Origin of the sequence: Brasilonema sp. UFV-L1 (assembly GCF_012912105.1) — a bacterium.
Taxonomy (GTDB): domain Bacteria; phylum Cyanobacteriota; class Cyanobacteriia; order Cyanobacteriales; family Nostocaceae; genus Brasilonema.
Genome location: NZ_QMEA01000248.1, coordinates 1 through 4,684, shown reverse-complemented (window position 1 = coordinate 4,684; position 4,684 = coordinate 1). Strand labels below are relative to the sequence as shown.

General features: G+C 38.2%; 3 protein-coding genes and 2 pseudogenes. 3 read left to right on the top strand and 2 right to left on the bottom strand.

What is annotated here, in order from left to right; translation table 11 throughout:
* Positions 1-33 precede the first annotated feature (33 nt).
* A pseudogene (locus DP117_RS33570) lies at positions 34-477 on the top strand (transposase); the annotation flags it as partial.
* A gap of 684 nt (positions 478-1,161) precedes the next feature.
* Here DP117_RS33570 and DP117_RS33565 read toward each other — a convergent pair.
* The gene (locus tag DP117_RS33565) at positions 1,162-1,545 is read right to left on the bottom strand and encodes a putative adhesin (RefSeq protein ID WP_169222483.1); all 384 of its coding nucleotides are present in this window, start codon (positions 1,543-1,545) and stop codon (positions 1,162-1,164) included.
* 199 nt (positions 1,546-1,744) lie between these two features.
* A complete protein-coding gene (locus DP117_RS33560) occupies positions 1,745-2,077 on the bottom strand; it encodes a hypothetical protein (protein ID WP_169222482.1) in 333 nt (110 codons plus the stop codon).
* 1,098 nt (positions 2,078-3,175) lie between these two features.
* Between DP117_RS33560 and DP117_RS33555 the strand changes: the two genes are divergently transcribed.
* A complete protein-coding gene (locus DP117_RS33555; protein WP_211176512.1) occupies positions 3,176-3,568 on the top strand; it encodes a DUF4158 domain-containing protein in 393 nt (130 codons plus the stop codon).
* Positions 3,569-3,624: 56 nt separating this feature from the next.
* Positions 3,625-4,656 (top strand): annotated as a pseudogene (locus DP117_RS33550) (IS66 family transposase); the annotation flags it as partial.
* Positions 4,657-4,684 lie beyond the last annotated feature (28 nt).

Genomic DNA, 4,684 nt, shown 5'->3' with positions numbered 1-4,684 from the left:
GACTGTCCGGCTTAGTTCAACAGCTCTTCCCCAATAAGTAGGCAACGGAATGAACACGCTAAGAGAATAGCGCGTAACGTGTGCAAGTCTAACGACTTAGTAGCCTATGAAAACTTAAGCGTGCGTAATTTACTCAGAAACCATTGTTTGGCTAAGTCAATTTCTGATGCTAGCTGGTATTTGTTTAGGCAATGGATTGAATACTTTGCTGGTAAATTTGGTAAATTAGCGGTTGCTGTAGCACCACATTACACATCACAAAAATGCTCAACTTGTGGTGCAATTGTGAAAAAATCCCTGTCAACTCGCACCCATATTTGTAGTTGTGGGTGTAGTTTGCATAGAGACGAAAATGCAGCGATTAACATTTTGAATCTTGCAAGACAAGCTAGGGATGGGCAATCCCGAAGTAACGCTGTAGGACTAGTTGCCTCTACTCTTTTAGGCGAAAGCCTATTAGAGCAAGCAACTAGGTAGATTACAGAATCCCCGCTCCTTTAGGACGGGGAGTGTCAATGGATCATTGCAAGGCACAGGTTCATGTCCATCTAAGATGAAAAAGAGTTGTTCGCTCATGAACATACTGCCAGCCAGGAAAGTAAGAAATAAAAACCGCCCTTCCTGTGTCAACCAGAAGGACGGTTTACCTGTAGTCAACAGGGTTTGTCGCACCAGGATTTTTCAATCCACGGCAGGCAGAAAGAAAGGAGGTAGTAATGTCAGACCTAGAATTTTTAATTCTATTTATAAATAAAAATTGATCTATATAGTTAGGAACAAATATATTTTTTCTATAACTTTGCAAGTTATAGTTGCTAATGCATCTAGTTTTTGATTAGCAGAATTTGTAGAATTTAACATTTTGTATATTAAATTTATTGCTCCTTTTGTATTATACTGATCTCACAAAAAATTGATTTGTATAGCTAGTTGAGGCAAATCATATTCATCGTTTAGTTTATACATAATATTCTCAAAAATTGAAAAAACAGATATTGTTTTTTACTTAGTGGAACTCTGAGACTTTTTAAGTTCAAACATAGCCAGATTTCGCTTTGTTAGCGGCAAATACATCAATATCCGTATGAAGTTACCGGATAAAACAAAACTTTACTTCCGTACGAAAAACCTCTAAAGCCTCAGCAAACGTATATAAATTTATTATCTACAAGCTAACCAGTGCCATCCTGTAGCCGCAGGAAACCATGAAAAAACCTGTAATAAAGATATTTTGTTGTTTTGTGAAATAGCACTGGGTATGCTTCGCTGAATAAGATTACCACCTCCAACTGCATAAATACCCGAATATCCTGGAAACTCTGCCAGATGCCAAATCTGATAATTTTCAACTGGACTTTGAGGATATTTCATTACTATTGGTGGTGTTGGTGTTCTATTAAAAATTAATTGATTAAGAACATCAAAAGCACGATCATGCGTTAATTCCGTATTTGGAGGATTATAAAAATACATATTACAACAGGGTGTTAGAATTTCCTGTTGTGCTGATGAGTCAGCATGGGCTGAAATAATATATTCCGTCATAAAATTATCTTTTTTGTAGACAACTGTGAAAATTTTAGTCTTCAGATAAAAAAGTGAATTTTAAAATATTTTACCTAATTTTCACTTCAAATCAGTAAAATTTACAAATTTATTATTTAATTACTACTTAACATTTTTAAGTAAAATAAATCTTTTTGTAAATTTTCACCGGCTTATCCGAAATTCTTCTTTAAAACTTTTACATTAAATATGCTTGAACTCCTGATGTACTAACATTTAATCCAACATCTCTGCTACCTGTAACAGTTAAAATTGTTTTTACACCATCCTGCATACTACATTGTAGTTTATAATTTTCATCCCACAAATAAAACTCATTCATAACAGCATAATTGTTGCTTTTATCTCTTATTTGTATCTTTATTTGTTTTCCGCTTGATTGAAAAGGAACCCAAGTATTAGTATCATGAGTCTCGACTCCACTAAAATTTAATTCTTTATTATCTTCAAAATTATGAAACGTCATTGCAAATGTTGGTAACAAGTTTGAGTTAACTCGTTTAATAGCCATGACCATATTTATGCTCCTTTCTTAATAACTTTTTACTTTGCTCAGATCTTGCACCTTTCCGTAGAAAACCGTATGAGTAAAAAAAAGTCGCAATAAAATTAGATAATTTTTATTGGCTTCTCTGCCTAAATAGAGGACTTTTGGTTTAACACTAAGTAATAAAAAGTATCAATTTTTATTGGTGCTAGAAGTAAGTATGTTTTCTTTGTTGTAACAACATAATAACATAATATTTACACAATATGTCAAAAAAGTCTACATCAGGAAAATATTATCAATTTTTCACTATCCCGCCAAAGAACGGGCGATCATAGTGAGTCAGGTCTGGATTTTAGGGCGTGACCCAAGATCAACTCTGAACCGATAGTTATCGGGTAGGATGAATCAGACGATGGAATAGGATTTTGAGATCAACGCCAAGTTAGCGCGTTAGCATACTAATAAATATAAATGCTTAAGAGAGCGATGGGGAAGGACTAGGGAAGAGTAAATCTTTTTCCGTAAACATGGGGACGCGGCGACGCCCGGAGCGGAGCGGAGGGCGTCACAGGTCGCAGGATGATAGAAAGGTCGCCGGATGGGGTACTCGCGCCGCCACGGCGAAATTTGGAGGTGCGGTCGCGCTGTTTGTTTCGGGCTACGCCCTCCGGGCAGTGGAACAGCCCCAACTCGGAACTATGTCCACTCGTGAGAGTACAAAGTTGCGGCGCGACGCCCGGAGCGGAGCGGATGGCGTCACAGGTCGGATACTGTTGGCGAAATATTACTTAACATTTGATTGATGGGAAAACCCGATTCTGGATCTGGACTTGAGGTTTTTTGATTTCTTACTTCCAGGCGAAAATAGAAGGTTCGTGTCATCAGGTGCAGCCTGTAGCTAGAACACTTGCTATATATGGATTGTAGCCTCTGAATAACTTTTCTCTCTTAGCTCCCTTTTTCCCTCTCATTCATAAGTTTTCTAAATATATATTTTTGAGACGTTTGACAAATAGCCTGAAATCTGCGTTATTGATTAATTTTTCATAGTGCAACAATCTTTTCTCATACACTCGCTTGAGAAATACTCGGGCTTTCAAACGATGGAGAAGAAGATGCATGATCAAACCAAATTGGGATACAGAAGAACTAATTGAAAACTGGACACTTCTACCAACGGAATTAGAATTAGTCAGAAACAAAGTCGGCGGTAATCAGATTGGGTTTGCTTTGTTCTTAAAACATTTTCAGATTTTTACCTGTTTTCCTGACGAAAAATCATCTATTCCCCAAATTATTATCTCTTACATAGCAAATCAACTTAAAATTCCTGAAAGCTCATACTCAGATTATGATTGGCAAGGACGCTCAGCAAAAGTTTATCGTGTTGAGATTCGTCGTTTATTTAATTTTAGAGTAGCCACCGTCCAAGATTCAGTCGAAATGAGCGACTGGCTCATTAAAGAAGTATTACCTCATGAACAAAAGTTTGAATCACTCATTGAAAGGTAAGGATTCAGGTGGCAGGGTATTGACAAAGGGGACACTTGAGGTAGATTATCGCAATTATGAACAAAGACCTGCCTCAACAACTAGATAGGGAAAGTCTGCGCCAGTTGTCCAAAGAAGAACTGGTAGACATAATTATTGAGCAGGCGATCGCAATCCAACAGCTACAGGTTACGATCACACAACTCAAACAAGAGATAGAAAGACTTTGTGTAAGTTCTAACCTTGATAGCAAGACATCATCAAAACCACCATCAAGTGACCTCCTGAAAAAGCCAGAAAAGCAAAAGTCAGAAACTGAAGAGGAAACTGCCAGTCCAAAGCGAAAACCAGGAGGTCAACCAGGACACACAGGCAAGACCCGTAAAGGGTTTGGCAGAGTAGACCGTTTTGAAATCTTACGTCCAGAATTTTGCACCTGTTGTGGTAACACGGTATTTTTAAGCGAGCCAGTGAAAGCTCAAACACAACAAGTAGCGCAATTGGTGGAGCGTCCAATAGAAATAGTCGAGTACCACCGCCATACATGTAAATGTCAGCATTGTGGAGCATTACAAACAGCGGACTGGTCAGAAGATATGATACCAGGACAAGATCTGGGAGTAAGACTGCAAGCTTTTTTAGGGTGGATAAGCAATTATGGACATCTGCCTTATGAAAAACAACAAGAAATGCTGTGGGAATTAGCCCGGGTAAAAATTGGAGTTGGTACTCTGGTCGCAACCAACGAACGAGTAGAACAAGCTATTGAACCCTGTATTATTGAGTTAAGGGATTGGATAAAACATACACAACCCAATGTCCATGTGGATGAAACACCCTGGTCAGTCAAAGGATTGAAAGAATGGTTGTGGGTAATAGCCAATTCCGGTTTCTGCTTATTTCAAGCAGCTGATACTCGTTCCCGTGCAGAATTAGAAACTATCCTGGGAACTGAGTATAGTGGTGTACTCAGTTCTGATGACTATAGCGTTTACAACGGCTAGCAGGTTGCTAGCCAGCAGAAATGTTTAGCACATTTACGTCGTCATTTTAAAAAGTTGGTCAAACTTCCCGGTTTGAATAACGTCAGAATTGGCGAAACATTTATCACTGGACTTTAGACTAAAGCAAGCGATC

Excerpts from the sequence above, each read along its gene's own strand:
- DP117_RS33555 (WP_211176512.1), top strand. The coding sequence starts at position 3,176 with ATGATCAAACCAAATTGGGATACAGAAGAACTAATTGAAAACTGGACA.
- DP117_RS33560 (WP_169222482.1), bottom strand. The coding sequence starts at position 2,077 with ATGGCTATTAAACGAGTTAACTCAAACTTGTTACCAACATTTGCAATG.
- DP117_RS33565 (WP_169222483.1), bottom strand. The coding sequence starts at position 1,545 with ATGACGGAATATATTATTTCAGCCCATGCTGACTCATCAGCACAACAG.